This window comes from Halorubrum salsamenti (genome assembly GCF_007671685.1).
Lineage (GTDB): Archaea > Halobacteriota > Halobacteria > Halobacteriales > Haloferacaceae > Halorubrum > Halorubrum salsamenti.
The window spans coordinates 310,731-336,149 of sequence record NZ_VCNL01000004.1; the positions used below are offsets into that span (position 1 = coordinate 310,731).

Below are 25,419 nucleotides of genomic sequence, written 5' to 3' on the forward strand. Positions count from 1 at the left end.
CGTTATTCGTCGTCGAAGTCGCCTTCTTCCGCCTGAATCGTCTTGATCCGCGCGATCGTCTTCTTCATCTCCTTGACGCGGCCCGGACTTTCCGGCATGCCGCCGGCGGCCCGCTGCGCCTTCGAGTTGAGCAGCTCGGTCTCGAGCTCCTCGAGTTCGACCTGGCGCTCGGCCGCGGTCATGTCGCGGATTTCGTCGGTGTAGAGGATCGCCATTTATTCGTCCTCCTCGTCTTCGTCCGCCGCTTCCATCTCTGCGACGAGGTCCGCGGCTTCCTCTTCGATCTCTTCGTCGAGCTCATCGACATCGTCGGCGTCGACATCCTCGTCGCCGACCGGCTCCTCTTCGGTGACGTCGGTCGCCTCCGTGGCCGTGTCTTGGGTCTCCTCGGCGACTTCCTCGACGACCTCCTCGTCGATGACGTCGGCGGGGTCCTCGTCGGGGACCTCGACATCGTCGTCGGCGCCCACGTCGGGCACCTCCTCGGGCTCCTCTTCGAGCAGCGACTCGACGCCCTCGTCGGCGTCGACGTCGACCGCCGCCTGCTCGACCTCCGGAACTTCGGCGTCCTCGCGGATGTCGAAGTCGTCCGGGAGCTGCGCGCCCGGCGGGATGATCTTCACGTTGACGCCGATCGTCCCGAGCTTCATCACCGCGACGCCCTGGCCGTGGTCGACGACCTCCTCCGCGGGCTCGCCGTTGTGCTTGATGTAGCCGCGGTTGAACTTCTCGACGCGCGAACGCGCGCCGGTGACCTTCCCGGACAGGACGATCTCGGCGCCCAGCGCGCCCGCGTCCATGATCCGGTCGATCGTCGTGTGCCCGGCCTTCCGGAAGTACCAGCCGCGCTCCAGTGCGTTCGCGAGACGGTCCGCGACGATCTGAGCGTTCAGGTCGGGCTCGTCGACCTCCTGAACGTCGATCTGCGGGTCGTCCATGTCGAAGCGGTCCTCGAGCTCGGTGGTGATCTTGCGGATGTTCTTCCCGCCCTTCCCGATCACCATGCCGGGCTTTTCGGCCTTCAGGACGATCTGCGTGCCCATCGGCGTCTGGGCGACGTCCATGCCGCCGTAGCCGGCGCGGCCGAGCTCGTCCGCGAAGAACTCGTTGATCTGTGAACGGCGCAGGCCGTCCTCGATGAATTGGTGTTCGTCAGCCATTATTCGTCAGCCTCCGGCTCTTCGATGATGAGCTCGACATCGGCGAGGGTGGTGTTCCACCCGGTGGCGCCCGCGGCTCGCGGGTTCCGGCCGGGTCGCTCGCCGACCTTGTGGGGGGCGACGTGTTTGATGACCATCTCGTCGCCGTCGAAGCCCTGTTCGTCCGCGTTGTTCTTGACGTTCTCCAGGAGCTTCAGGAAGTCCTTGGCGGCCTTCTCGGGGTACCGTCCCGCGTCCCAGCCGTCGATGTCGGAGCGGTGGCCCGCGCCGGCGTTGTGCTGGCGCATCGGCACCGAGGTCTCCTCGTCGATGACTTCCTGCAGGAACTCCTCTGCGTCGGCGACCGTCTCGCCTTTGATCTCCCGGGAGATCTCCTTGCTGTCCTTCACGCTGATGGGCCGATCGCGGAGCATCCCCTTGGCGGTGGTCTCCGGGTCGGCCTCGACGCTGTAGTTGATTCCCATGGGTTACTTGAGGGGCACGAACTTCGAGGACCGGGTCGCGCCGATGCCGGCCTGACCGTGTTCGACGGTGCTTCGAGTCAGGTGGAACTCGCCGAGGTAATGTCCGATCATCTCGGGCTCGACCTGCACGCGCTCGAAGCTGTGTCCGTTGTACACGGAGAAGGTGACGCCGACGAACTCCGGCAGGATCGGCATGTCGCGCAGATGCGTCCGGATCGGATTGTCCGCCGTCGTCTCCTTGTCGCGGCTCCGGACCGTCTCCAGCAGCTTCTGCTGTTCGGTGCCGAGGCCGCGAACGATGCTTCGCCGCTGGCGTGCGGGGAGCAGTTCCGCGACTTCCTCTACGTCCATCTCCTGCAGCTCGTCGAGCGAGTGACCGCGGTAGGCGAACTCCTTGTCCTCGCGGCCGGTTCGGTAATCTGAACTCATTTGTTGCCACCTCGTCCGGTGCGCTTGGATGCGATGTCACCGACCTTCCGTCCGGGCGGGGCGTCCCGCGAGACGGACTTCGGCTGGCCGGGGTGTTGGCGACCGCCCCCGCCGAAGGGGTGGTCGACGGCGTTCATCGCGACGCCGCGCACGCGCGGGTACTTGGTCCCGCGCGCTTTCATCTTGTGGTGTTTGTTACCGGCCTTGACGAAGGGTTTCTCCGTCCGACCGCCGCCGGCGACCACGCCGATCGTGGCGCGGCACTGCGGGTCGAGCCGTTTCACTTCGCCGCTGGGGAGCTGGACGACCGCGACGTCGCGGTCGTGAGTGAGAAGCGTCGCCGACACGCCGGAGGCGCGGGCGAACTTCCCGCCGTCCCCGCGGTTGCTCTCGACGTTACAGACCGGGACGCCCTCGGGGATCTCCGCCAGCGGGAGCGTGTTCCCGGGCTTGATCTCCGCGGAAACGCCGACCTGAATCGTCTCGCCCACGCGCACGCCTTCCGGCGCGAGCACGAGCCGACGGTCGTCGTCCTCGAACTCGATCTCCGCGAGCGGAGCCGAGCGGGCGGGGTCGTGTTCGATCCCGACGATCTCGCCGGTGATCGTGTCCACGTCTTCGAGCTTCTTGTGCGACAGTTCCGCCTTGTAGCGGTGGGACGGGGCCCGGAACGTTGGGCCGCCGCGTCCACGCCGCTGTCCTTGGATTCGTCGTCCCATCTTAGAACACCCCGATGCGCGATGCGATCTCGGTCGCGTCGTCGTCCTCGGAGAGCGTGACGGTGGCCTTCTTCGCGCCCTGCGGGGTCACCTGCGTGTTCACGTCGACGACAGAGACGTCGTACCGGTCCTGCACTTCCTCGCGGACCTCGGGTTTGGTCGCGTCGATGTCGACGAGGAACAGCAGCTTGTTCTTGAAGTCCATCTCGTTCATCGCCTGTTCGGTGACGATCGGATGCTCGATGATGGAGTTCATCGGTCGGCAACCTCCTCGATGGCGCTCTCGGTCCACAGCGTGAGTCGGCCCGGATGCGCGCCCGGCGCGAGGTCCTCGGCGTTGACCTCTCGCGCGGTCGCGACGTCGACGCCCGAAAGGTTGCGGGCGGCGCGGGACGGCTCCTCGCTGGTGACGACGAGCACGGACTTCGGCTGGCTGTACTTGCGACCGCGGGTCTTCCCGCGGCCGGCTCGGACCGATCGACCCTCTTCAGCGCGCTCGATGTCGGCGTCGGCGCCGACGGCTTCGAGCACGCCCAGGGCCTCCTGAGTCTTCTCGAGGTCCTCGAACTCGTCGCTCACGACGAGCGGTAAGTCGAGGTCCTCGTCGAACGCGTGACCGCGTTCGGCGACGAGCTCGGCGTCGGCGGTGGCCGCGATGGCCGACCGAATCGCGAGCTGTCGTTCCTTGTCGTTGAGGCTCTTCGTCTGGTCCTTCTCGGCCTTCGGCGGGTGCGCAGCGCGGCCCGAAACGGCGTTCGGGACGCGCCGGGCGACGTTCTCGGAGCGCGGGATGTGCGCGAGCCCGCGCCCGGAGCCGAACGACTCCGCGGGGGTTCGCAGCCCGGCGAACTCGTCGGCACCGTAGGCCTGTTTCCGGTTAGCCTGTGCGGCGGAGACCGCTCGACCGATGAGGTCCGGTCGGAACGCGGTCTCGAAGATCGCCGGCAGCTCGACGCTGCCCGCGTCCCCGCCGTCCAGGTCGTGTACTGTTGCGTTCATGGATTATCCCTGGTTGGATGCGGTGGATACGTACCGGACCTCGGGATCGAGGCGCGGCTGGTCGTTCGGCCGGATGGCCGGGCGGAACCGAAGCAGACGCTTGTCCGGACCGGGCAGCGAGCCCTTGATGAGCGCGTAGTCGCCGTCGACCTCGCCGTAGTTGACGAAGCCGCCGTCGACGGAGGCGTCGTCGCCCTCGCCGAAGTCGATGAGGCGCTTGTTGAGCTCGGTGCGCTGGTGGTAACCGGTCTGCCCCTGCTGAGGAACGGTGGAGCGAACGCGGGAGGGGTTCCACGGACCGAGGTTACCGATCCGGCGCCGCCATCCCTGGCGGGCGTGTTTGCCCTTCCGCTTCTGGACGCCCCAGCGTTTGACGGGACCCTGCGTCCCCTTCCCCTTCGTGATACCCGACACGTCGGTGTACTGACCCGCGCGGAAGACGTCGCCGAACTCGTGGGCGCCGCCCTCCGCGACGAGGTCGAGCCCGAAGTCGACGCGCTCCTCGAGGGAGCCGCCGCCGACTCGGGTCTCCATGATGTCGGGCTTCTTCTTGGGTACGTTCGCGAGCTCCGAGGGGACGGTGTGGGTGATGACGCGGACGTCGTCGACCGCGCCCTCGTCGAGCAGCGAACGGAGCTCCTCGGCGTCCTCCTCGAAGGTGTCTTCCGCCGGCAGGTCGAGCGCGCGGTCGAGCTCCTCGTGGAACTCGGTCGCCCAGACCTCTTCGACCGGCTTCTTTCCGTACGGCGTCTGTTCGTAGGCACGCAGGGCCACCGCGTACATCGGCGGCGTCTCGACGACGGTGACGGGAACGGACGTTTCCATCCCCTCACGCGGCGAGTTGGCCTCGTCGTTGACCATAACGACGTGCGTCATTCCGGCCTTGTAGCCGGCGAACCCCTGCAGTGCGGGGGCTCCGTCGTCGTCGGGCCACGATCGAATGCGCGGGACCTCGCGGTCTGCGCGGGTACGCGGGCCGTAGCCCAGCGAGCCTTTTCGTGGTCGGCTTGGTTGTGGCATGTGTTTACTCCGTGAGTGTGAGCGAGCCGAGAGTCACGAACAGAGCCTCCTCCGTCCGGACGACCTCGCTCGCCTGTGCCGGGATCGTGTTCAGCCAGAGGTCGAACCCCGGATCGGGTTCGACCGAGCGGCCGTCGGCGACGGCCGCCCGAATGCCGTCGGGCGAAAGCCCGAGCATCTCCGGAAGCCCCCGCTCGGGCGAGCCGAAGGCGACGGTGTACCCGCCGACCTCCCGCGCGTCCGAGACGATGGTGCCGAGCCGCGAGACGGAGAGTTCCTCCCCGTGTCGCGACGTCGCGACGGCCAAGCCGTCGCCGGCGAGCGCTTCCGACAGGTCCGCTTCCACGACCTGGAAACCCTCCTCGGGCTTCCCGGTGATGCGGGCGCGGACCGGTTCTCTCGAAGAGACCCTGATGGTGACGCGCTCCCCCTGCTCGACCTCCATTCCGGAGGGAACGAGCAGGGAGATCGGGTGTTCCCGCAGCGGGGAATTGACCCGGACGCGGCCTTCAGGTCCGACCTCGGTCACGAGTCCCTGTGTTTTCGACTCTTCCCCGCTAGGGGTCGAGCCGGTCCGCCACGGCACGCGGAGCGGCGGGAGCACGCCGGCGTACCGGAGCTCGTCGCGCTCCCCCCAGAGGTCCTTGCGGAGCCCCGGAGGGGTCGCGGCGTACCCCAGCACGGTCCGAACGTACTCGCCGCCCCGTCGCCGCTCGCCTTCCCTGTCGGGGAAGACGACCAGTCGATCCGCCCGGAACACCGCCGCCGCACGGGCGACGTAGCCGAGTTTGCGAGTCGCCTCGCGAGCGTCCTCGGCCTCCCGGACGACCGAAGACGGAATGCAGATCGTGAGTCCGTCTTCGGTACGCATCGTGGCGAGACTGTACTCCTCGATTTCGGACGCCGGCCTAAAAGGGTAGCGGTACCGATTTCGCACTGTGGCGCGTTCACACGGGGTCTGGCGGGCGTTTCGGTCCGTGGATCGAGAGAGTCGATCGCACGGTCCGGAGCGAGGCGGAGGAACGGCCGGGGTGAGAACGGGTCGAGCCCGTGGTCGAGTCTGAACACCAACACCTCGGGAAGGGACGGCAGGCCGAACGAGAGCCCGGCGGCGGGTCACGCTTCGAGACAGACGTTTGTTCGGGGCACACAGACCGGGGTCACTTCCCGTTCACGCGCCGCACACCGGAGGCGGCCGGCGAGGGGTCTCGCGCCGTAGCGAACGGCGAGGGCCGCCGTGCCGGCGACGGCGCTCGCGGTCGGATACGTGACGGCGACGAAGAGGCCGAACGTCGCCGCGAGCAGCAGCGCCGTCCCCGACACGAGAGACATCGCGTCGGCGCCGGGGACGGGGTTCGGTGCGTCACGTGACGGCCGTCCTGTGTCAGGTCGCATACGAGATACGTAGGGCGGCTCGGACTTAATGATAATCTGTATGACGTTTTTGTAACGTTCCTTACGGTAATTCGTTTGAGTAGACCCGCGCGAACCGCTCCCGCCCTCACTCGGGGACGATCCGCGCGATCGGCGCGTCGCCGTCGTCGACCGCGACGTAGAGGTGGCCCGTGGCCGGCTCGACCGCGAGCGCTCGGACCCGCCAGTCGCGGTCGGCGAGCAGGGGCTCGCGCTCGGTCACCGCGGCGTCGGCGACGCCCGCGCCCTCGACGGTGAATCGACCGAGGTACCGCGCCGCGAGCGTCCCCGCGAACAGGTCGCCGCGCCACTCCGGGAAGGCGTCGCCGTCGTAGAAGACGGCGCCGCTCGGCGGGAAGCCACCGGAGCCGCAGGGCCAGTAGTGGACGGGAGCGACCACGTCGCCGCGCTCGCGGTGGCTCGGAGCGAGGCGCTCGTCGGTTCCGTACCGACACGCCTCGCTGGCGACCGGCCACCCGTAGTTGCCGCCGCGCTCGATGACGTTGATCTCGTCGCCGTCGCGCTCGCCGTGCTCGCACTGCCAGATCGCTCCCGTCTCGGGACGCACCGCCATCGCCTGCGGGTTCCGGTGTCCGTAGCTGTAGATCGAGTCTGCCACCGCTGAATCGTCGACGAAGGGGTTGTCGGGATGGGCGTCGCCGTCGGGCGTCAGCCGGAGGGTCGAGCCGAGCTCGTTCGACCGGTCCTGCGAGACGTGGTCGGGACCGAACTCGGTGTCGCGCCGGTCGCCGACCGTGACGAACAGCGCGCCGTCGGGGCCAAACGTCGCCCGCGAGCCGAAGTGGAGGTCGGAGCCGACGAACGGCGCCGCGACGCGGATCGCCTCGAAGTCGTCGAGCGCGGGGGATTCGGAGCCGGAGAGGGAAAGCCGCCCGCTTCCCACGTGCGTCGCCGACTCCCCGGCGTCGTTCGTCGCGGCGTACGTGAGGTATACGCGCGCGTCGCCCGGGAACCCGGGGTGGACCACGACGTCGAGCAGTCCGCCCTGTCCGGCGGCGTGAACCCCCGGAGCTCCTTCGACGGTCGAGCGAGAGCCGTCCTCGGGGTCGACGAGCGAGAGCCGACCGGAACGCTCCGTCACGAGCAGTCGACCGTCGTCCGGAAGGAAGGCGATCCCCCACGGGTGGTCGAACCCCTCCGCGACGCGCTCGACGGCGTACTCGACGTCCGTGCCGTCATCGGGCGGGGTGGCGGTGTCGTTGTCGCCGCTGTCACCGTCGTCGGCCGACCTGTCGTCGTTCCCCCCACCGTCGCCGAGACAGCCGGCCAGCGAGAGCGCCGCAAGACCGCCGGTGGCCCGGAGCACGGTGCGTCTGTCGGTGACGGGATCTGTGGCGTGACGCGTCATGGACGGGAGTCGTCTCCGTGTCGGTGTTGGTCGCGATGCCGATGACGCTTCCGGCGGTTGGGGCGGTGGACAATGGGGACCTACGGCGCCCCGTCGGCCGTCGTTCGGAACCCTTATATCTCCGACTCGGGCTATGTGGAGATGCGAAGCACGCACCGGTAGTGTAGTGGTATCACGCAACCTTGCCATGGTTGCAACCCGAGTTCAAATCTCGGCCGGTGCATTTCTCGAACGTAGTGAGAGAAATCTCCGAGTGATTTGAACCCAGAAAGACGCAGTCCACGCAGCGATCGAGGTCACTGCGGTCCCCCGTTCACCGCGGTCCCCCGTTCACCACGGTCCGTCGTAGTTCACGCGCGGCCGGTCGACGTCGATACCGATCTCGCGGAGCGTCGCGGTCGCGTTCTGGACGGGAGAGGGCGCCGGCCGGTCGAGCGCGTCGGTCGTCGCCTCGGCGAACCGCACCGTCCAGTCGCCGTCGATGGCGACGACCGCCCGGCGCGGGATATCCGAGTGAGCCTCCCACGAGTCGGCCAACAGGTGGTATGACTCCGCGATCCCCCCGTGGAAGTCGGAGACGATGGGAAACGGGAGGTCGAACCGGTCGGCGTACGCGAACCCCGCGTACAGCGAGTCGCCGGTGAGCGCGACGACGGCGAGGTCGTCTCGGTCGTGCCAGCCCGCGTCGCGGACTGCGGCGAACGCGGCGGTGCAGGTCGGCACGAAGTTCGCGGGCGCGAAACAGAGGACGACCGCCTCGTGTCGGTCGACGAGCCGGAACAGCTCCAGTTCGGTTGCCGTCCCAGCCGCGACCGCGGGCGCGATGAAGTCGGGAGCCTTGACGCCGACGTCGATCATGGATGACACCTGCGCGTGCGACCGATAAATACCCACCTCCGGAGGTTCGGCCACTCGGGGGACCACTGTGAATCAAAATAGATCCGATTAACTGCCACCATGGCTCCTGAGAGCACTGTTCACGGTGTAAGAGCTTTACGTGGTGGCGACCGACGTTGGTCGTGTTCGGTTCCCACGCCGCGACCGCGCTCGCCCTCGTCGACAGCTACGGCGCCGTCGCGGTCTTCGTCGTGTTCGCGCTGGAGGGCGCGCTCGTCGGGAAGGTGCTCCCGGCGCGGACGCTGTTCGTCGCCGCGGTCGTCGCCGTCGGCGTCGAGGCGGTCGCGGTGCTGCCGGTGTTCGCCGCGGCGGTGGTCGGCGCGACCGTCGGCCAGTCGGCCGTCTTCGTGGCCGTCCGCCGGTTCGGCGCGGACCCCGCGTCGCTCCCCCTCGTCCCGGTCGGCGAGGGGCGACTCGACGGCGCGAGCCGCTGGTTCGACCGATGGGGGCTCCCGGCGGTAGCGGCCTCGAACGCGGTCCCCGGCACGCGCGGGTGGCTCGCGGTCCCGACCGCGAAAGCCTCGTCCGTCTCCGCCCCGCGGTTCGCCGCCGCGTCGCTCGTCGGCTCCGCCGCGTACGTCGGCGCGCTGCTGGCGATCGGGGTCGCGGTGGCGCTCGGGTTCGGGGGCGCCCTCGGGCTCCTCGGCGCCGAGGAGCTGGCGGCGCTGTAGGGGCGGCGCTGGAGGGCGGAGAGAGGTTACAGAACCGTCCCGTGTTTCTTGTCCGGCAGGTCCTTCTCCACGTCCTCGTAGAACGCGAAGCGGGCCGCCAGCTCCTCCCGGAGCGCCGAGGGCGGAACGATCTCGTCGATGACGACCTCGCTCGCCATCCGGTGGACGTCGATGTCCTCGCGGTACTCCTCGCGCAGGCGCGCCTCCGTCTCGGCGCGCTCCTCGGGGTCGTCGATCGCGGCGAGCTTCCGGGCGTACACCGCGTTGATCGCGGCCTCGGGCCCCATGATCGCGATCTCGCCGGAGGGGAGCCCGACCACGCTCTCGGGGTCGTAGGCGGGGCCGCCCATCGCGTAGATCCCCGCGCCGTACGCCTTCCGGACGACGACGGTCTGTTTCGGGACCGTCGCCGAGGAGGTGGCGTAGATCATCTTCTTCCCCTTCTCCAGAATGGCGTCCTTCTCGACCTGTGACCCCGCCATGAAGCCGGGCGTGTCACAGAGGTACAGCAGGGGGACCTCGTAGGCGTCGCAGGTCCAGATGAACTCGGCGGCCTTCTCGGCCGCGTCGGGGAAGATGGCGCCCGAGCGGACCGCGGGGTCGTTGGCGACGACGCCGACGGGGCGGCCGTCGATCCGACAGAACGCCGTGACGATCTCCTCGCCGTACCCCTCCTTCAGCTCGAACACCGACTCGGCGTCGGCGACCCGGTCGAGCAGGTCGCGCACGTCGTATGGGCGGTTCGGCGACTCCGGGATCAGCTCGTCGATCCCCTCGGGCGAGAACTTCGGCGGCTTCGTCTCGCGCTGCGGGGGCTTTTCGCCGGCTTTGTCGGGGAGGTAGCCGACGAGGTCGGCGACGAGCTCGCGGGCGTGCTCCTCGTCGCGCGCGACCAGATCGGCCGAGCCGGACTCCTCCGCGTGGACCCGCGGGCCGCCCAGCTCGTCGAGCTCGATCTCCTCGCCGGTGACCATCTTCACCATCCGCGGGGAGGCGATCGCCATCGCGGACATCCCCTCGACCATCACGGTGAAGTCGGCGAAGACCGGCGTGTAGGCGGCGCCGGCGATACAGGGGCCGTACAGCACGCAGATCTGCGGCACCGCGCCGGAGAGCATCGAGTGGTTGTAGTAGTACTTCCCGATCCCCTCGCGGTTGGCGAAGAAGCCGGTCTGCTGGTCGATCCGGCCGCCCGAGGAGTCCATCAGGTAGAGCACGGGGTTGCCCGTCTTCAGGGCGCGCTGCTGCATCCGGAGGAACTTCTCGACGCCCTTCGCCGCCATCGACCCCGCCTTCACGGTGAAGTCGTTGGCCATGAAGTGCACGTCGCGCCCCTCGAACTCGGCCGCGCCGGTGAGGAGGCCGTCGCCCGGGAGGCGGTCGCTCGACCCCCCGGAGTCGTCGCCGTCGGAGTCGTCGCTCTCGCGGTCCGGTGCGTTCGGGTGCCAGTCGTCGAACGCGGCGAACTTCCCGTCCTCGAAGTGGAGCCCGTCCGGGTCGCCCTCCGCGGCGCTCGCGTCCCCCGCGCCGCGCGTGCCGCCCTCGCCGCCGAACCAGAGGTCGAGGCGGTCGCGGACGAACAGCTTCCCCTGCTCGGGGAGGCGGTCGCGGTACTTCTCGGGGCCGCCCTCGAGGATGTCGTCGATCTCGGCCTGGAGGTCGCGCTCGCGGTCCGTGGGACCGAGGTCGTCGTCGAGGGGGTACTCGACCTCGGGAGGCGCCGCGCTCGCGGCGGGCTCGTCGTGCTCCCCGACGTAGACGTCGACGTCGACGCCGAGGTGCTCGGCGAGCGACTTCGCTATCGCCTCGGCCTCCTCCGGCGTCGCCGCCGCGCCGACGTGGACGTTCATGGGCGCAAGATTTGCGGTAGATCCTAAACAGTTTTCCATGCGGATTTGTCTCCGCACGGCGTGTCAAGAAAGCGTGGCAGCCGCGGTATCAGTCCAGCGCCGCCTTCAGCCGCTCGACCAGTTCCTCGTTACCGACGTAGAGGGGGACGCGGTCGTGGACGCCCTCGGGTTCGACGTCGAGGATGTCGATTTCGCCGTCGGTCGCGGCCCCGCCCGCCCGCTCGACGATGTAGGCGATCGGGTTCGCCTCGAAGGAGAGCCGGAGCTTCCCCTCCGGCGCGTCGACGAGCGCGGGGTACGCGAAGATCCCGCCGTAGGTGAGCACCTGGTTCACGTCGCCGACCATGGCGCCGCCGTACCGGAGCTTCAGCTCGTCTTCGATCTCGCGGACGTAGGCGGTGAACTCGTCGGTCCAGTCGGGGACGCGTCCGCCGAACCCGTAGACGAGGGGGTCGTCGGGGAGTCGGAGGTCGTCCTCGACGACGGAGCGGGAGACCGATTCGTCGGCCTCCGCTTCGACGACCTCCTCGCGGACGCCGTCGTCGTCGGCGACGACCATCGTCGTGATCGGGCCGTAGAGCACGTACCCGGCGGCGACGAGGTCGCGTCCGGTCGCGGGGAGCGGGGCGTCGTACACCCCGACGACGGTCCCCATCGCGTTGTTCGATCGGAGGTTCGAGGAGCCGTCGAGGGGGTCGATCGCGACCGCGTACGCCCCCTCTCCGACCGCGCCGCCGGCGTCGACGGCGTCCGCGCGCTCCTCGCTGACGAACGACCCGACGCCGTCGACCGCGGTCAGCGCGTCCGCGAGCAGCTCGTCGGCGTAGAGGTCGCCGGCCAACACCGACTCCCCGGAGGGGTTGTCGGTCCCGCTCTCGACGCGTCGGCCGGGGAGCGCGGCGCGGATCTCGGGGGCCGTGGCCGCGACCGCGTCGAATATCGCCTCGACGACGGGGTCAGTCTCCGTCATCAGTCGTCGGCGACCGCCAGCGCCTCCGCCGGGTCGGCCTCCTCGAAGACCACGGCCTCGAGCGCGTCGAGGATGCGCTCGGGATCGTCGCGCTGGAAGACGTTCCGCCCGACCGCGAGCCCGGTCGCGCCGGCGTCGATCGCGTCCGCGACGTTCCGGAGGAACGCCTCGTCGTCGCGCATCGTGCCGCCGGACATCACGACCTTCGTGGGGCCGGCCATCCGGACCGCCTCGCCCATCGCCTCTGCGGAGCCGGGGTACTTCACCTTCACCACGTCGGCGCCGAGCTCCAGTCCGAGCCGGGCCGCGTACGAGATGGTGTCGGGGCTCGTGTCGTTTTTGACGCCCTGTCCGCGGGGGTACGACCACATGACGACGCCCATGTCGTGTTCGCGGGCGCCCTCCTGGGCCGCCTTGAACTCCTCGGCCATCTCGACCTCGTAGTTCGAGCCGCCGTAGAGCGTGAACCCGACCGCGTCGGCGCCGAGACCGGCGGCGTACTCGGCCGAGCAGTTGACGGGGCTGTCGGGCTCGCCCATCCAGAGGTTCGAGGTGCCGTTCAGCTTCAACAGCAGGTTCACGTCGTCCTCGTAGTCGGGGTAGTACGCCTCGGCGACCCCCTTCTGTACGGCCAGCGCGGTGACCGCGTCGTGGGTGGCGAGCTCGAACAGCCGCTCCGGGTCGGCGGTCGCCGGATTCGGTTCGAAGTCGACCGGGCCGTGTTCGAGCCCGTGATCGTACGCGAGGATGAGAGACTTGCCGTCCCGCGAGATGGCGTCGTCAGCGTGAGGAAGCATCAGTTCGTACTTCCGTTACATCGATAAAAAACACTATGGTTATTCAAGCCGCCGCGTCGAGTTAGAGACCGCATATATAGCCCCCTCGTCGGCGCTATCGACCGATACGCCGATCCTACTATTACTACTCAGATAGTTAATTCTACGCACCCTCGGACGGATCGCGGTCCCTCGCTACCGGAGCCGCAATACTTACCACCGCCGCCGCGACAGCGTCTCGCATGCGGGAGCTATCCGACATCGACGTCGTCGGCGTGGTGGGGGCCGGCACGATGGGCAACGGGATCGCGCAGGTCGCGGCGACCGCCGGCTACGAGGTCGTGATGCGCGACATCGAGCCGGAGTACGTCGAGCGGGGACTCGAGGGCATCGACGACAGCCTCGCCCGGCTCGACCGGAACGGTCGGCTCGGCGAGGACCCGGAAGCGATCCGTACCCGGATCGAGGGAACGACCGATTTCGACGCCCTCTCGACCGCCGACGTGGTCGTCGAGGCCGCCGTCGAGGACCTCGACGTGAAGAAGGACATCTTCGCCGACCTCGACGCGGTGACCGACGACGACGTTGTCCTCGCGACCAACACCTCGACGCTGTCGATCACGACCATCGCGAGCGCCACCGACCGCGCGAGCGACGTGATCGGCCTCCACTTCATGAACCCGGTCCCGATCATGGACGGCGTTGAGGTCGTCGTCGGGGAGCGCACCGGGGACACGGTGGTCGACTTCGCGCACGCGTTCGCGGAGGACCTCGGCAAGGAGACGTGGGAGGCCGACGACAAGCCCGGCTTCGTCACGAACCGCATCCTGATGCCGTGGATCAACGAGGGCGTCCGCGCGTACGACGAGGGCGTCGCCGACAGGGAGGACATCGACCGCGGGATGACGCTCGGGACGAACGTCCCGATGGGCCCCCTCGAACTCGCCGATCACATCGGGCTCGACGTGGTGTTAGACGCCAGCGAGACGCTCCACGCCGAACTCGGCGACCGGTACAAGCCGGCGTACCTCGTGAAGCGCAAGGTGGAGGCCGGCGACCTCGGCAAGAAGACGGGGAGGGGGTTCTACGAGTACGATTAGGTGCTTTCGGCGCCGTCCTCGTCGTCGCCCGCGGTCCACCGGCGCGCGCCGGGGAGCAGGCCGACGAGCGTCGTCACGTAGCCGAACTTGAACAGCCCGAGCTGGGAGAGCGCGCCGAGGGCGAACACGGCGAGGAACGCGGGTGCGGTCACGTCGAACAGCAGCGGTTCGACCGTCGTCTGCGCGGCGGCCGCGTCCAGCGTCGCGGGGGTGATCGACCGCGACGCGAACGCCGCGCCGATGAAGGCCGTCGAGACGACGAGCGTCGTCCGGCTCAGCACGAACCCGAACAGCGCGCCGACCGCGACGCCGGCCAGCGTGGCGCCGACGAGGAGGAGGGTCCCCTCCATCCCGGCCGCGTCGGTCGCGTACATCGGCCCGACCGCGAACCGCCCGCCGAAGCCGCCGACGAGCCCGCCGATGGCGACGACCGCGAAGGAGAGCCCGGCGTACGCGAGGAACCCACCGACAGCGGCGCCGAGCGCGACCGCCCCGCCGGTGAGGACCAGCCCGTCGACCGCGATCAGCCCGACGAGGTTCGGCGCGGCGAGATAGCCCGCACCGGCGCCGACGAGGACCCCGGTCAGCGTGACGGCGTAGACGGAGACCGCGGCTCCGACGAACGCGAGGAGCAGCCCCGCGACGACGAGCCCGGCGGAGAGTGGCGTGATCATGTCGTCACGTGGACGCCGGTTCGACTTAAAAGGTCGCGAGACGAGAATGTCGGCGGCGGCATGGAGCCGACTCGGCGGGCCCCGTCACCTCCCTCGACGGCCCGCCTCCCGGTCGACGTATCGGGTGTAGCCGCCGACGGCGAGGCCGAATCCCACTACGATCAGTCCGAGCCCGAGCATGCGGGTCGTCCCCAGCGTCATCAGCGCGAGGATCACGCCGAAGACGAACGCGAACACGCCGGCGACGACGACGCCGACGTCGAGGAGCGGCGACGGTTGGAGGGCCTCGCAGTGGGGGCAGGTCCGCGCGTCGCTCGGGATCGGCTCCCGGCAGTCGACGCAGTGGACGCGATCGCGGGACACGCGAGGGGGTTCGCGAGTCATCGACTTATAAGCGATCAACTACAGATAAGCAAGCAACTACAGAGAAGCGATCGACGACTCGACGGTGAACGCTTCCGGAGTCTCAGCCGTTTACTTATAAACAGGTGATAGTCGATCGGCGGTGACCCCTCCGAATCCCTCCCCAACCGCACAGCCTCACGCCTCCCCAGCCTCGTCGGAGCGGCGCTTATAAGCGCCGCTCCGACTCCCTCGCGGGCACCTCGCGGCCGCCAAGGGCGGCCGCTCGGAGGCGCGCCACGAGGTACGGGTCTCATAAATAGCGGTTTTCACTCCCCGTTGCACGCCGCGATCGGGTCCGCCGTCAGTCCGTCGCGATCGGGTCCGCCGTCAGCCCGCCGCGATCGGATCCGCCGTCAGTCCGTCGCGAGCGGGTCCGCGGCGTCCTCGCCCGTTCCGAGCGTCTCCTCGACCTGCGTCACGACGGCCGCGAGCGCGACGACGGCGAGGACGGCGCCGGCCGCGAAGGGGACGACGAAGCCGAAGCCGACGAGCCAGCCGGACGCCAGCGGCCCGATCGCGACCCCGAAGCCGAACCCCATCGTGAGCACCGACAGCGTCGTCCCGGACTCGCCCTCACGCGCGAGGTCGCCCGCGAGCGCCAGCGACGGCGCGAACACGCACGCGACGGCGACGCCCTGCGCCAACCGGACGAGCGTCATCACCAGCGGGTCGGTGACGATCCCCTGCAGGAGGGTGGTGGGACCGAGCAGCACGAACCCGGCCAAGAGGAAGGGGCGGCGCCCGATCCGGTCGCTCGCCTGCCCGACGGGCACCTGAAACAGGACGTTCGCGATGGTGACCGCCGCGAACTGGAGGCCGAACCACACCGGCGGCTGGTCGAGCCGGGCGTTCACCTGCGTTTGGAGGGTCGCGAACAGCGCGATGCAGATCCCCATCGCGACCGTCGCCAGCCCGAGCGCGAACACCGGGTCGAGCAGGCGCCCCTCGCCGCGGACCCGGATCGAGAGGTCGTCGCTCGCCTCGCTCGACTCGGCGGCGTCGCGCACGAGGAGGAAGACGAGGGTGAAGCTGAGGTACGCGCCGGCGCAGGCGGCCGCGAACGCGGCGTCGAACCCGTCGAGGACCGGGAGCCCGATCGCGGAGAGGTCGTACGGGCCCCGCTGGACGACGGCGCCGGCGAGGACCGGACCGAAGCCGAATCCGATCAGCCGGAACGTGTTGTACACGCCGAAGTTGCCGCCGCGGTCGGCGTCGCTCGCGGCGTACTCGTTGACCAGCGCGACCGTCGCCGGGATGATGAGCGCCGCGCCGAACCCCTGGGCCGCGCGGAGCGCGATCAGCTGCCAGTAGGCGTCCGCGATCGTGTACAGCCCGCTCGCGGTCCCCAAGAGGAGGATGCCGGCCAACACGAAGGGGCGCCGCACGCCCGTCCGGTCCGAGAGTCGTCCGGTCAGTGGCTGCGAGAGGCTGTTGAGGAAGCCGAACAGCGAGAGCACGACCCCGATGAGCAGCGGCTCGGTCAGGGTCACCGACGCCGCGCCGACGCCGACCGCGGTCCCGAGGAGCGACTCGATGTCGACCAGGTCGCTCGCGATGTACAGCGGCAGCACGACGATGAGAAAGGAGTTACCGGCGGCGCCGACCATCCGAGCGAGCGCGAGCACGATCACCCGGCGGTCGGTGTCGGCGACGCCCGAGAGCAACCCCATCGATCGCGGGTTCGCCCGCGAGGACAAAGGCGTTTGCGAAGCCGGGGATCGATCCGGTTTCGACCCGCGGCGGATCGCCGTTCCGACCCGAGAGGCTACGACGACGCGGGACGCTCGACGCCGCGGATCTCGAACCGCGCGCCGCCGTCGGCCGCGTCGACCGCCTCGACGGTCCACCCGTGGGCGGTGGCGATCTCCTGTACGATCGCCAGCCCGAAGCCGGTGTTGCCGGCGACGCCGCTCTGCCCGGGCTCGAAGAGGTCGCCGCGGACAGACTCGGGAATCCCGGGCCCGTCGTCCTCGACGTAGAACCCGTCCGGCAGGTCGCCGACGCGGATCCGAACGTCGTCGCCGGCGTGTTCGACCGCATTGCGGACGAGGTTCTCGAACAGGTTCCGGAGCCGGTCCGGGTCCGCCAACGCCTCGCCGTCGGCCTCGTTCGACAGCGAGGCCGGGCCGGTGTCGACCGTCTCCCAGCTGTCGGCGGCGACCTCGGCGATCGCGACCCGCTCCGGGTCGCCGACGCTCTCCCCCTCGCGAGCGAGCGTGAGCGTGTGTTCGACGATGGACTCGATGCGATCGAGCGCGTCGGCGGCGGTGTCCAGGTGTTCCGGGTCGTCCGCCAGCTCCCGCGCCAGCTCGACCCTCCCCTGCGCGACGTTGAGCGGGTTCCGGAGGTCGTGCGAGACGATGCCCGCGAACGCGTCGAGGCGCTCGTTCTGGCGTTGGAGCGCCGCCTCGCGCTCCTTGAACGCCGTGATGTTCTCCTGGAAGCCGACCCACTCCGAGACGGAGCCGTCGCCGTCGCGGATCGGCGCGACGCTGACGCGGTTCCAGAACGGCGTGTCGTCCTTCCGGTAGTTCAACAGCTCGACGCTCGCCGGCTCCTGGGCGTCGATCGCCTGGCGGAGCCGGGCGACGGGCTCCGGATCGGTGTCGTCTCCCTGCAGGAACCGACAGTTGACGCCGACCGCGTCCCCGCGGTCGTAACCGGTCATCTCGACGAACCGGTCGTTGACGTACACCATCGGGTTGTCCGGCAGGTCCGGATCGGTGATCGTGATACCGACGGGCGCCTCGTCGAGCGCCCGCGTCTTCGTCTCCAGCTCCTCGCGGCGCGCGCGCTCGTCGGAGACGTCTCGGAGGATACCGACGCTCCCCTCGAACGACTCGCCCTCGTACGGGAGCGCGGCCATGTGGTCTCGGCAGGGGACCGGCTCGCCCTCCTTCGGGACGATGTCGACCGAGAAGCGCTCCACGTCGGAGCCGGAGCTCGAGAGGACCCGCCCGAGTCGGTCCTCGGCCTCTTCGACCGCGTCGTCGTCCTTTATCAGCGCCGGGGTGCTACCGACGAGCTCCGCTCGGTCGTAGCCGGTCAGCTCCGCGAACGGCTCGTTGACGAACCGGAAGACGCCGGTCTCGTCGACGACGTACACGGGATACCCGAGCGCGTCGATGACCGTGGAGTAGCGGTCGGCGATCTCGCGGGTCCGGTGCTCCGCGACCGCCTGCTCGACACGGTTCGCGAGCCGGCGGAGCTGCTCGGGACCGCCCTTCTGGAAGTACCCCGTGACGCCCGCGTTGAGCGCCCGACTGGCGATCTCCTCCGACCCCTTCCCGGTGTAGAGGACGAACGGGAGCCGGCGGTGCGCCGAGTGAACGGCCTCGAAGAGCTCCAGCCCGTCCGTGCCGGGCATGTCGTAGTCGCTGACGACGCAGTCGAACTCCGCCTCGTCGAGGGCGTCGAGCGCGGCCGACGGCTCCGTGACGCTCGTCACCGCGACGGACTCCAGCTCGCGTTCGAGGTACGCCTCCGCGAGGTCCAGCACGGACGGGTCGTCGTCGACGTGCAACACGTCGATCCGTTCGGACATGGCACGGTCTACTCGGTCGCCGGATAAACGGATGTCGGCTTCTGTATCAGTCGTGAGGATCGGGGGCGTCGTCGACCGCGGCCACCGGCGTTCACCGCGACGCGACGCCGGAGTTCCACTACCGCCGCGCGTGGCTGATTCTTAAGGCCGCGCGGCGCGGAGCCTCGTGCGATGGCGGGCGGAACGCTCCCCGGAACCGACGCGGACGACGACGCGGAGAGCGACCGCGTCGTGTTCCACGTCGACATGGACTGCTTTAACGTTTTGCGAGCGCCTGCGACGCCCCGAGCTGGCGGGCGAGCCGATCGTCGTTGTCGGGCGATTTCGACGGTCAGAGCCGTCGATATCGGGCGGAGACGCCCCCCGTGTTGACGCGTCCAACGTGTCCGTGTGTCTGACCCTGTCGCCGTCTCGGATGTTCACCGTGTGCATCCGTCGTCGAGATAACAAAACCGAACGTCACGGCAAATGTCGCTGGTTCAATAGCCATCGTTCGGGAGCATCCGTACCATAGGCGAAGTGATCGAATCAATAACAGAGACAGTAATAGGTCCGACAGTCACCTCAAAACGGTCCAATTGCTACGAAACAACACAATTAATATCGTGGAGTCCTATAGCAGATTGTAGGGACGAAGTCCCGAAGAAGTGGTGTGTCGGAGACCACCCGACTTGGGACAAGTCGCAACCCCGTGACACAGGGCTTCGTGACAACGCTATACTATCCGTTTTAACGAATAATATCCGTACCTACGGGATCTTCCGTGAGTGTAACTCGGGGGGATCTTGTGGTAATAACTCTCGGGTATGAAATGCTAGCGTGAGGTGGTATCGCGGGTGAGTATACTGTCGCTACATGAGACACACATCAAGAATATTATGAAGATACACGATTTATTTTTCGAAATATAGGTTACGAGAAAGTGAGGGGAGTTACGTCATGCGATTTTGGGTAGGCTGTCGTAGTACCATTGTACGAGATCACTGAGTTTATGCCAAGTTATGAAATTACAACCACAGCAGAGCGGGCATCTGGTGCCCCGCACTACACTCTCACTATCTGCGAGCGATTGAGGAAAGAATAGAGCCGTCTAAGCGACAGTTGTTATGTCCGTTCCGCGGGTAACTGTAACAAATCAGCGTCTGTGAGTATCATCGGCGACCGCTTACAATATCGGATACGTATTGTGAGATTGTACTGTTTGTTAGATCCATCTCTTGAGCTATCTGCTCAATTGACTGATCGTGAATGGCGAACAGATAAGCAGCGATGTATGGTTTCCCGTGAGCACCAATGTTCACAGGCACATATCCTCGGTCTGCTTCATCATCTCGACAACCTGTTTCCGAGGTGATCGCGGCCCATGCTAATGCTCTCCGACGCGTTCGGTCAGCTGGGACCAGTTCCTCATTTGTGAATACATAGTGATTTTTTGGAGTATCAACCCAGTAGCGAACCTTCTGTGGGGCCTCCTCCGAAGATCCAGTCTCATTATCAGGCGCTCTCTGTCCAGGAGCCGATTCTGAGCGGTACACCGAAACATAATCACCATAGTTCGCTATCTGTGTTTCGTCAGTCATAGAGAACTGACCCAGCTTTTGTGGGATACATATACCGCAGGTTGGCTGGCATCTGTGAACGTTATATACACATCACGCCAAGGAAATATACATTTTGTCTAATACATTTTGTATATGTTAGCCGATGGTGACCCAGCAGTCATGCACCTGATATTTAATTTGAAGCCCGAATAGCCGATGTTTTTTCACTTAGAATATCAGAACCCATAATATCCAAACTAATTATTATTGTAATATTCTCTTTGGGGGTGGCACCCCGATGCTTTTTATGTTGGAAGGCATCGGTTAAGTTGCGAACGAGGGGTAGAAGGCTCGTCTCGGCAGTAGAGGCGACTTACACACTCGGTAGAGGTATCTCTCTCGTTCGTTGAATGAGATGGGTGCGGCCTGTGGAAAGCAAGCACCCATCAAGCACCCACGGCCACCGTGGTGAACGCCGCAGGCTCAAGTAGCCGTATATCGGCGATCATCCTGAGTCCTTCGGTGAAACGGTGGGTCCAAGAGAGACATCCATGAGCAACGAGCACACCGATAAGACGACCGAATCGCCGAAGACGGAACCCGCACCAACACCGCTTATCTCGGCGGCAGATGTACCGATCGCCGATCGTCCGACAGTACACATTCCTGAAGAACGAGTGTACCCACTAACGGAACACGCAAGACGGATCGCCGATACGTGGTCGGGAACGACAGATGACCACCTCACAGGTCTGCTTGGGGAGGACGGGGTCGCAAAGCGTCTCGGTATCGGCGATCGGCTTGACGTGGAGGTCTACACTGACGGAGGGGACGGCGGAGTCGACTTACGCTACCGTGGGGCGACGATCGACGTGAAGACCGTGGGGCGTCGTCGATCGGATCCCGATCTCACCGTCGACGGCTACAGTCCGTTGGACGCTGACTACTACGCGCTTGCGTCCCGTGTCGGTGAGACAGACATCCGCCTCATCGGATACGCCCCACGGGATTTTGTCGCCAACGCACCCACGTTTAGATACGAGGATCGGCCATACCATCTCGTGGAACAAGAGTACCTGTTCCCGTTCCTGTGAGAACGTCCGAATGGGAACGACGGGTCGATATTCGCGGACAGGATCTTCCGTCGCCGTCGGCGAAGAAATAGACGGTCCGCGGGGTAGTTTCCCCGTTACGCTAATTCTGCGGTCACGTTGACCGACTCTACCTTGTGGGTATCGGCGTCCCCCTTCACCGTGGCTCGAATACACGCATCACCGTGATCCTCGATATCAAGAGGCTTTGTCACGGTAAAGACGATTTTCCCGTTAACTATCTCGGGGTGGAACGGATCGGGATCGAACAAGAGACTGTGTAAGACCGCCCCCGCGGGACGGATGAGTCCGTGGGTGTTGACTGAAACACGTTCGTCGTCGACGGTGAGACTGCGGACGTTACGGGCAACAGTACGGACGGCGTCGTCGGACGGGATCGGGATCGTCGACAGCTCTGCGTCCGTCGGCATACTCACGTCGTTCCAGTTGCGTTCGTTCATTGACCCACCCCACTTGTGTCCGCCGCGTACGGGGCGACGACGGCGATCTCGTCGGCAAGTGGATTGGTTCCGTCGTCGACGACGGCGTCTCTACATCGCTCTCAGCATGGTTGTCGTCGATCTGTGCGTCGTCTGCTTCGTCGTGAGGCTTAACGCCTCGTGTGTTGTTGATATATGTAGAAACGAGTGCTACCCACTCGTACCACCCCGAATCGGCGGATGACGCAGATACGCTAACTCCCAGAAGCTCTGTTGAAACCCTCCGCAGGTGACACACTGTCTTGGTTGCGATCAATACAGGAGGTAGAAATATCATCCTGGGATTTGATTTGTTGAGGGAATGGCTAAGAACAGAATCAAAGAGAGACTACAGGAAGTACAAGAAGGAGACTACTTGCTGTGGAATGGAAGGACCAGCCCTCAACCCGTTACAAGCGTCAATGATGACACGTTTGTCGTGGAAGGAAGACAGGGAGGGAGGTATCGATTCTATACCTCTGGGGTTCCAAGGTTGACCAATCTAAACAGTAGAAACGACTTTGACGTTGACGAGGTGACCGTCCTCCGATCTCTATCCTCAATCAATAAGTAAGCACTTTTCAGCGATCAGCTGTGTCGGCTGATAATATATCTGAATAGTAGGATTTCAACAGAGCCCTCCCAGAAAGTGGGCACCCAAACAGAGAGGTTCCTAACACTACCCGACTCCCCACGGGGTCAATTAGCGAGAGATCCGCAGTGTGAAAACGGGGTGGAGGTCCTCCCCAATCACGGATTTTTCGTCACCCTTCTAGGCCATTATAGGGACTTCCTGCGGACAAGAATCACTCGGTGCATCCTGCACAGAACGACTCGGTCCGCTGAGATACCACTATCTGATTATCTCTCGTTGAACCCAATAGTTACCACCGATTCAGTAAAGAATGGATATGTGAGTCAACCTACGGATTGGACGGTTTTTCGGGACATGCTAATCGGAACAACAGCAGGTATGATCTCATACGCAGGTATGAGTGGAGGGATCGTCTCTGGATTTGGTACATCATTTTTATACTATATTTTCGTCATAGTGTCCCTCCGTATTTTGCGAAAAATTCTCGATTGGGGTGATAACGAGGAAATCGACGATGAGGAAGAAGAACGGCCACATCAAGAAATAAAATACGCCTCTTAATGAAATATTGATAGTGGCTTCCTTCTAAAATGTCATTTACAACGTTCCGCGGGCGACACTGTCGGTCTCAATGTCCGTCGTCCCCTCGAAGATCGATACACAGTCCACTGTGAAAGACGTACAGACAGGTGAGGAGCCGTCGGACAACGATCCGATAGACGACTATGAGATGGGATACGGAACGGCCCCTGATCACCCTGTCAGTACATCGTCGTCGACAGAGACGATCAATAGGTCACTGAGTACGTAGAACAGGAACAATCCGACGACGAGGGCGTTTATCACTCCCCCTACGAGAAGCAGACCACCGCCGCCTGTTGGGGAGCTTATCATCAGGAGAATCACCCACCACAGCAGCGAGAATACCATTGAGCCAATAGTCCATACGAGACCGTAGCCGAGCCACGGGACGTGCTCCGCTTCTGAATCCATATCTGTCGTTTTCCAATCCGATTTCAAAAATGTATTTGAGTCAATAATATCGACGAGAAGGACGCAGTGGTAATATGTGGTTGTGACTCACTAGCACAGACATGAGAGACAAGCCGAGTCTTGATCTGGACGCAGAGACACGCGCAGAACGGTTGCGAGAAACAGATTATCCAGCCGCGGATCTCTGTGATGTACTCATTCAGTTAGACGAAGCGTCAGAGAGCGACTCAACACACGGTGACGAAGATAACTGACGAGTAGTTCTGATATCGACCTCTCGAAGTGTCAGAACGCCCCTAATCACTTCCTGCTGTACGGACGCTATGCTCAAAGATTGGTCTGAACACTTATCAACACAAAATAAATGACCAATCGTGCTCGAATGGCGATATGGCCGTTGATAGCATTGTAGGTGCAGTGATCTTTGTTATTGAGGAATTGGGAGTATTCGCTATTGGTGCGACAGTGGTTGGTTGGGTCGCGAAAAACGCCATATCACAGTATTTCGATAAAGAGCTGACCAAATACCAATCGGAGATCGATAAGGAATTACAGCGATATCAGACGGAGCTTGAGAAAGATAAACTACAATTCTCTGAGTTACACACTGAAAGGGCGCAAATCACAGCAGAGCTGTACGAGCGATTTGTTATTTTTGAAGAAGACATGAAGAAAGCAACTGATATTGTGGGGATGAAAAGTGATCCACCAAGAGATGAATTAGTTAAGGAAGCGGCTGAATCTGGAACCGAATTCATCAAATTCTATAAGAAAAATAAAATCTACTTCCCGCCAGATGTCTGTAAAACCGTAGAAGAATTACAGGAAGAAATGAGTAGCATATTCGCCGAATTTAGGATATTCAAGCCCTATGAAAGCGGTCGTCATCAACCTAAGGATCTGGACAGATGGACTGAGATATGGGAGAAGGTGTCTAAAGAAGAAGTCCCAGAACTAAAACAAGACCTAGAAAATCAATTCAGAACCCTTCTTGGAGTGGATACAGACAACTGAGTGTCATTCTGTTCCATATCCTTCGCTCGTATCTACCACTTGTCTGTGGCAACATTACCACTGAGTGGGGGCATAACTGATAACTGATTGACGCTCTCGATACGGGTATGGAAGACAAGGCCAGTTACGAATTGACGGACGAACAACGAGCCGCCGCCGAAGGATTGAGTGAGTCAGATAATCCACTCGCACCAATCGCTGAGATGCTTGTTCAACTCGATGACAATGCATCGTCAAGTGAGTCAACCCACGGTGACGACGATGACTGATAAAGTTGTACGGATCGTGTTCAGGGCCGACAGCGATCTCGATGCAAGTGGTATCGAATGGATTGTCAGACGGGAGCTCAGTTCGATTGCCGTGGAGGAAACCCTAGGCGTGTCAGTCGAACCAATTGATGACGAATACTCCAATGACTGACTATGGGTATAACCCCCATCCCGACGATACGCCGATCTTACGACTTCTCCCGAACAAGCACTAGTGGCATACCTCTCAGTAATATAATCTGGTGATAGCCCGACAGATCAAAACATATCAGATCAACGTAAACAATAAGAATACGTATATATCGGCCTATTCGTCTCTCTCCCACCGCCGTCGAGCTTCCCCCTTCGTCGTCACGACTCCGAGATCCTGACAGGCTTCATAAGCGGCTTGCTCGCTATCATCAAAATGCATCTCGCAACCATGTAGTATGTCTAAAAGTACTAATTTTATGCCGTGGTTCCTGATCGACTCTCTCAGTACGAGATATTCCGATGGTACGAAATTCTCCGACGACACAGTTATTCCCACTATCGACATCCCTCCCACGACAATCCTGTAGGGGATCTCCCTACAGCAGTATGCGGTGAAGGAGGGACCGCAGTACCCCCGAAGGAGGGTTACGTTACGAACGTAGTGAGTAACTAACCCGACTGAGTGGGGTACAAGGGACCGACTGAACCCATCTGCTAAACACCACTCTTTCTCCAAATCGGATCTTCTAGTAAGTGCGCCCCTCCTTGTGAACAACCCACACACAGGGCGGATTGTTCTGTGGCTTTCAGGGTGACCCCTCATGTAGTCGCTAGTCCTATTCAGGCAACTGTTACTGCCTTTCCACCAGATCTTAATCGGTTCAAAGTGTTTTCCATCATTCCGAATCAGAAACCCCACAGAATGGCCGTTACACCATTCTGAGTGAGTCTGCGAGATAACTGGCTTAGTCGACCGTCTCACAGATGTTCCCAATTCAGACTGA

Annotated in this window: 29 protein-coding genes and 1 tRNA gene; 8 read left to right on the forward strand and 22 right to left on the reverse strand. The window is 64.3% G+C overall.

Features of this window, described 5'->3' with window-relative positions:
- Positions 1-2: 2 nt before the first annotated feature.
- The 11 genes from rpmC to FGL94_RS12925 form a co-directional block, all read right to left on the reverse strand.
- Positions 3-215, reverse strand: a complete 213-nt coding sequence (gene rpmC, locus FGL94_RS12875) for a 50S ribosomal protein L29 (RefSeq protein WP_004047223.1) — start codon at positions 213-215, stop codon at positions 3-5.
- The gene (locus FGL94_RS12880; RefSeq protein WP_144925898.1) at positions 216-1,160 is read right to left on the reverse strand and encodes a 30S ribosomal protein S3; all 945 of its coding nucleotides are present in this window, start codon (positions 1,158-1,160) and stop codon (positions 216-218) included.
- Entirely contained in the window at positions 1,160-1,624 is a 465-nt protein-coding gene (locus FGL94_RS12885; protein WP_144925901.1) for a 50S ribosomal protein L22, read from the reverse strand. Before FGL94_RS12885 ends, FGL94_RS12880 begins: the two co-directional genes overlap by 1 nt.
- Before the next feature lie 3 nt (positions 1,625-1,627).
- Entirely contained in the window at positions 1,628-2,053 is a 426-nt protein-coding gene (locus tag FGL94_RS12890; protein ID WP_144925904.1) for a 30S ribosomal protein S19, read from the reverse strand.
- The gene (locus FGL94_RS12895; protein WP_004047227.1) at positions 2,050-2,772 is read right to left on the reverse strand and encodes a 50S ribosomal protein L2; all 723 of its coding nucleotides are present in this window, start codon (positions 2,770-2,772) and stop codon (positions 2,050-2,052) included. The genes FGL94_RS12890 and FGL94_RS12895 overlap by 4 nt, the downstream gene beginning before the upstream one ends.
- A 1-nt stretch (position 2,773) precedes the next feature.
- On the reverse strand, positions 2,774-3,028 hold the full coding sequence (locus FGL94_RS12900) for a 50S ribosomal protein L23 (RefSeq protein WP_144925907.1): 255 nt from the start codon (positions 3,026-3,028) through the stop codon (positions 2,774-2,776).
- Positions 3,025-3,771, reverse strand: a complete 747-nt coding sequence (gene rpl4p, locus FGL94_RS12905) for a 50S ribosomal protein L4 (RefSeq protein ID WP_144925910.1) — start codon at positions 3,769-3,771, stop codon at positions 3,025-3,027. Before rpl4p ends, FGL94_RS12900 begins: the two co-directional genes overlap by 4 nt.
- Positions 3,772-3,774: 3 nt before the next feature.
- Complete coding sequence (locus FGL94_RS12910) at positions 3,775-4,791, reverse strand: 50S ribosomal protein L3 (protein ID WP_144925913.1); 1,017 nt, start codon at positions 4,789-4,791, stop codon at positions 3,775-3,777.
- 4 nt (positions 4,792-4,795) lie between these two features.
- Entirely contained in the window at positions 4,796-5,662 is an 867-nt protein-coding gene (locus FGL94_RS12915; RefSeq protein WP_144925916.1) for a putative RNA uridine N3 methyltransferase, read from the reverse strand.
- A gap of 245 nt (positions 5,663-5,907) precedes the next feature.
- Positions 5,908-6,186 (reverse strand): hypothetical protein, encoded by a 279-nt coding sequence (locus FGL94_RS12920; RefSeq protein WP_144925919.1) that lies wholly within the window; start codon positions 6,184-6,186, stop codon positions 5,908-5,910.
- A 106-nt stretch (positions 6,187-6,292) separates the two neighbouring features.
- Positions 6,293-7,573: a PQQ-dependent sugar dehydrogenase gene (locus tag FGL94_RS12925; RefSeq protein WP_144925922.1), complete on the reverse strand. Its 1,281-nt coding sequence runs from the start codon at positions 7,571-7,573 to the stop codon at positions 6,293-6,295.
- A gap of 152 nt (positions 7,574-7,725) precedes the next feature.
- Here FGL94_RS12925 and FGL94_RS12930 point away from each other — a divergent pair.
- A tRNA-Gly gene (locus tag FGL94_RS12930) sits at positions 7,726-7,796 on the forward strand.
- A 107-nt stretch (positions 7,797-7,903) separates the two neighbouring features.
- Here the strand turns inward: FGL94_RS12930 and FGL94_RS12935 are convergent.
- Positions 7,904-8,431 carry a redoxin domain-containing protein gene (locus FGL94_RS12935; RefSeq protein WP_144925925.1) on the reverse strand — a complete coding sequence of 176 codons (528 nt, stop codon included), beginning with the start codon at positions 8,429-8,431 and terminating at the stop codon, positions 7,904-7,906.
- Positions 8,432-8,592: 161 nt separating this feature from the next.
- Between FGL94_RS12935 and FGL94_RS12940 the strand changes: the two genes are divergently transcribed.
- The gene (locus FGL94_RS12940) at positions 8,593-9,141 is read left to right on the forward strand and encodes a DedA family protein (protein ID WP_144925928.1); all 549 of its coding nucleotides are present in this window, start codon (positions 8,593-8,595) and stop codon (positions 9,139-9,141) included.
- A 26-nt stretch (positions 9,142-9,167) separates the two neighbouring features.
- Here FGL94_RS12940 and FGL94_RS12945 read toward each other — a convergent pair whose 3' ends face one another.
- The 3 genes from FGL94_RS12945 to FGL94_RS12955 form a co-directional block, all read right to left on the reverse strand.
- Complete coding sequence (locus FGL94_RS12945; protein ID WP_144925931.1) at positions 9,168-10,991, reverse strand: acyl-CoA carboxylase subunit beta; 1,824 nt, start codon at positions 10,989-10,991, stop codon at positions 9,168-9,170.
- Between the two features lie 88 nt (positions 10,992-11,079).
- Positions 11,080-11,961, reverse strand: coding sequence for a class 1 fructose-bisphosphatase (locus tag FGL94_RS12950; protein ID WP_144925934.1), 882 nt, complete (start codon positions 11,959-11,961; stop codon positions 11,080-11,082).
- The gene (locus FGL94_RS12955) at positions 11,961-12,758 is read right to left on the reverse strand and encodes a class I fructose-bisphosphate aldolase (protein WP_144925937.1); all 798 of its coding nucleotides are present in this window, start codon (positions 12,756-12,758) and stop codon (positions 11,961-11,963) included. Before FGL94_RS12955 ends, FGL94_RS12950 begins: the two co-directional genes overlap by 1 nt.
- Before the next feature lie 221 nt (positions 12,759-12,979).
- Here FGL94_RS12955 and FGL94_RS12960 point away from each other — a divergent pair, with 221 nt between their 5' ends.
- Complete coding sequence (locus FGL94_RS12960; protein ID WP_144925940.1) at positions 12,980-13,837, forward strand: 3-hydroxyacyl-CoA dehydrogenase family protein; 858 nt, start codon at positions 12,980-12,982, stop codon at positions 13,835-13,837.
- Here the strand turns inward: FGL94_RS12960 and FGL94_RS12965 are convergent.
- The 5 genes from FGL94_RS12965 to FGL94_RS12990 form a co-directional block, all read right to left on the reverse strand.
- Positions 13,834-14,511 (reverse strand): phosphate ABC transporter permease, encoded by a 678-nt coding sequence (locus FGL94_RS12965; RefSeq protein WP_144925943.1) that lies wholly within the window; start codon positions 14,509-14,511, stop codon positions 13,834-13,836. The genes FGL94_RS12960 and FGL94_RS12965 overlap by 4 nt on opposite strands.
- Positions 14,512-14,595: 84 nt before the next feature.
- A complete protein-coding gene (locus tag FGL94_RS12970) occupies positions 14,596-14,874 on the reverse strand; it encodes a zinc ribbon domain-containing protein (protein WP_144925946.1) in 279 nt (92 codons plus the stop codon).
- A 395-nt stretch (positions 14,875-15,269) separates the two neighbouring features.
- Positions 15,270-16,586, reverse strand: coding sequence for an MFS transporter (locus FGL94_RS12975; protein WP_144925949.1), 1,317 nt, complete (start codon positions 16,584-16,586; stop codon positions 15,270-15,272).
- A 95-nt stretch (positions 16,587-16,681) separates the two neighbouring features.
- Positions 16,682-18,460, reverse strand: coding sequence for a hybrid sensor histidine kinase/response regulator (locus FGL94_RS12980; protein WP_144925952.1), 1,779 nt, complete (start codon positions 18,458-18,460; stop codon positions 16,682-16,684).
- A 1,151-nt stretch (positions 18,461-19,611) separates the two neighbouring features.
- Positions 19,612-20,040: a hypothetical protein gene (locus tag FGL94_RS12990; protein WP_144925955.1), complete on the reverse strand. Its 429-nt coding sequence runs from the start codon at positions 20,038-20,040 to the stop codon at positions 19,612-19,614.
- Positions 20,041-20,552: 512 nt separating this feature from the next.
- Here FGL94_RS12990 and FGL94_RS12995 point away from each other — a divergent pair.
- The gene (locus FGL94_RS12995) at positions 20,553-21,095 is read left to right on the forward strand and encodes a hypothetical protein (protein WP_144925958.1); all 543 of its coding nucleotides are present in this window, start codon (positions 20,553-20,555) and stop codon (positions 21,093-21,095) included.
- Positions 21,096-21,190: 95 nt separating this feature from the next.
- Here the strand turns inward: FGL94_RS12995 and FGL94_RS13000 are convergent, their stop codons facing one another.
- Complete coding sequence (locus FGL94_RS13000) at positions 21,191-21,553, reverse strand: hypothetical protein (RefSeq protein WP_144925961.1); 363 nt, start codon at positions 21,551-21,553, stop codon at positions 21,191-21,193.
- A gap of 931 nt (positions 21,554-22,484) precedes the next feature.
- Between FGL94_RS13000 and FGL94_RS13005 the strand changes: the two genes are divergently transcribed.
- Complete coding sequence (locus FGL94_RS13005; protein WP_206664922.1) at positions 22,485-22,727, forward strand: hypothetical protein; 243 nt, start codon at positions 22,485-22,487, stop codon at positions 22,725-22,727.
- Positions 22,728-22,919: 192 nt separating this feature from the next.
- Here the strand turns inward: FGL94_RS13005 and FGL94_RS13010 are convergent, their stop codons facing one another.
- Complete coding sequence (locus tag FGL94_RS13010) at positions 22,920-23,159, reverse strand: hypothetical protein (protein ID WP_144925967.1); 240 nt, start codon at positions 23,157-23,159, stop codon at positions 22,920-22,922.
- A gap of 390 nt (positions 23,160-23,549) precedes the next feature.
- Here FGL94_RS13010 and FGL94_RS13015 point away from each other — a divergent pair, with 390 nt between their 5' ends.
- The 3 genes from FGL94_RS13015 (at position 23,550) to FGL94_RS18380 (ending at position 24,593) form a co-directional block, all read left to right on the forward strand.
- Complete coding sequence (locus tag FGL94_RS13015; RefSeq protein WP_144925970.1) at positions 23,550-24,173, forward strand: hypothetical protein; 624 nt, start codon at positions 23,550-23,552, stop codon at positions 24,171-24,173.
- A 107-nt stretch (positions 24,174-24,280) separates the two neighbouring features.
- Complete coding sequence (locus tag FGL94_RS18375; protein WP_186313410.1) at positions 24,281-24,442, forward strand: hypothetical protein; 162 nt, start codon at positions 24,281-24,283, stop codon at positions 24,440-24,442.
- On the forward strand, positions 24,435-24,593 hold the full coding sequence (locus FGL94_RS18380; protein WP_186313411.1) for a hypothetical protein: 159 nt from the start codon (positions 24,435-24,437) through the stop codon (positions 24,591-24,593). Before FGL94_RS18375 ends, FGL94_RS18380 begins: the two co-directional genes overlap by 8 nt.
- The last annotated feature ends 826 nt before the right edge of the window (positions 24,594-25,419 follow it).